1 protein-coding gene is annotated in these 2,153 nt (G+C 63.0%); it reads left to right on the top strand.

Features of this window, described 5'->3' with window-relative positions:
* Nucleotides 1–201: 201 nt before the first annotated feature.
* The coding region (locus AB1634_19415; GenBank protein MEW6221682.1) for a branched-chain amino acid ABC transporter substrate-binding protein at nt 202–2,153 on the top strand (1,952 nt) is incomplete at its 3' end.

The raw sequence follows: 2,153 nt of genomic DNA on the forward strand, positions 1-2,153 counted from the left end.
CGGGGAGGGGTTGGGGGAGGGGTCTTACTTCGCCAGCCTGAGCAGTAACCAATAGAGACAGCCAGTTCGATATTGATCGATAGTTGGTGATTGAGATTTTATTATGAGAAGAGGTGAAAAAAAAGCGATTGCGTGACTCCTGAAATTAGACCTTTTTAAGGATGAGTTAAGATTAGTCTTTTAGTTTGGAGGAGAAACAAAATGAGGACACGATTATTTTGGTTACTGACCTTACTGGTCAGCCTGGCCCTGGTGGCCGGCTGCGGCGGAGCGGCTACCCCCGCACCCCCGGCCGAAGAACCCGCCGCTGAAGCCCCGGCCACCGAAGCCCCCGCGGCCGAAGAACCGGCCGCCGCAGCCCCGGCCACCGAAGAGCCAGCCGCCGCAGCCCCCGCCGGCTGCGACGACCCGCTGGGCTGCGTCACCGTCGCCCCCGGCGAGCCCATCAAACTGGCCGCCGCCCAGTCCATCTCCGGCCCCACCGAAACCCTCGGCACCGACGAGGTGCGCGGCGTGGAACTGGCCATCGATGCCTTTGGCGATGTGGCCGGTCATCCGGTCGAACTGATGGTCGAGGATGACGGCTGCTCGGCCGAAGGCGGCCAGACCGCCGCCACCAAACTGGCCTCCAATCCCGACGTGGTAGCCGTGGTCGGTCACACCTGTTCCAGTTCGTGCACCCCGGCGGCGACGATCTACAATGACGCCGGCCTGACCATGATCTCCGGCTCGTGCACCGCCCCGGCCTTGACGGCGGCCGACAGCCACGTGCCCAGTTTTCTGCGCACGGCGCCCAATGACAAGATTCAGGGCCGGGTGATGGCCGAGTTTGCCTACAACAGCCTGGGCGTGCGCAAAGCCGCCACCATCCACGACGGCAGCCCCTATGCCGAGCAATTGCAGCAGGTGTTTGCCGATGTCTTCCAGGAACTGGGCGGCGAGATCACCACCCAGGAAGCGGTCAACGTGGGCGACACCGATATGCGCCCGGTGTTGACCTCCATTGCCACCGGCCAGCCGGAGTTGATCTACTATCCGATCTTCATTGCCGAAGGCGGCTTTGTGACCAGCCAGGCCAAGGAGATTGCCGGGTTGGAAGAGACGATCCTGGCCGGGGCGGATGGCTTGTACTCACCGGACTTCATTGCGGCGGCCGGGGATGCGGCCGAGGACATGTTCATCTCCAGTCCGGACCTGGCCTTTGCCGGGGGCAAGTATGAGGAGTTTCTGGCGAAGCACCAGGAGAAGTATGGGGAAGGGACGTTGAGTGTGTTCCATGCCCATGCTTATGATGGGGCCAGCATCATCATGACGGCCATCGAGCAGGTGGCCCAGCAAGATGCGGACGGCAACACCATCATCGGGCGGCAGGCGTTGCGGGATGCGATGTATGGGACGACGGACTTTGACGGCATCACCGGCAAGCTGAGCTGCAATGAGAATGGGGACTGTGGGGACCCGAAGATCGCCGTCTACCAGATCAAGGCTGGGGAGTATACGCCCTACCAGAGCGCCGCCGCCCCCGAAGGTGAAGCCGCGGAACCAGAGGTGGTTGAAGGCTGTGACGACGCCCTGGGTTGTGTCACTGTAGCTCCCGGCGACCCCATCCGCATCGCCGCGGCCCTGGTCACCTCCGGCCCCAACGCCACCCTCGGCCTTGACGCCCTCTACGGCGTCCAGGTCGCCGTCAAACAACGTAGTGAAGTTCTCGGCCATCCTATCGAAATCCAGGCCGAAGACACTCTCTGCTCGGCTGAGGGCGGCCAGACCGCGGCCACCAAAATCGCCGCCGACGAGTCCATCGTTGCCGTCGTCGGCCACAACTGCTCCAGCTCCTGCACCCCGGCTGCGCCCATTTACAATGACGCCGGGCTGACCATGATCTCCCCCTCCTGCACCGCCCCGGCGCTAACTGCTCCGGCCAGCCACGTGGCCAGCTTCCTGCGCAGTTGCCACAATGACAACGTCCAGGGCCGGGTGATGGCCGAGTACGCCTATAACGAACTGGGCATCCGCAAAGCCGCCACCATCCACGACGGCAGTCCCTACGCCGAGCAATTGCAGCAGGTCTTTGCCGATGTCTTCCAGGAATTGGGCGGCGAGATCACCGCTCAAGAAGCGGTCAATGTGGGCGACACCGATATGCGCCCGGT

The organism is Thermodesulfobacteriota bacterium, assembly GCA_040755095.1.
GTDB lineage: Bacteria > Desulfobacterota > Desulfobulbia > Desulfobulbales > JBFMBH01 > JBFMBH01.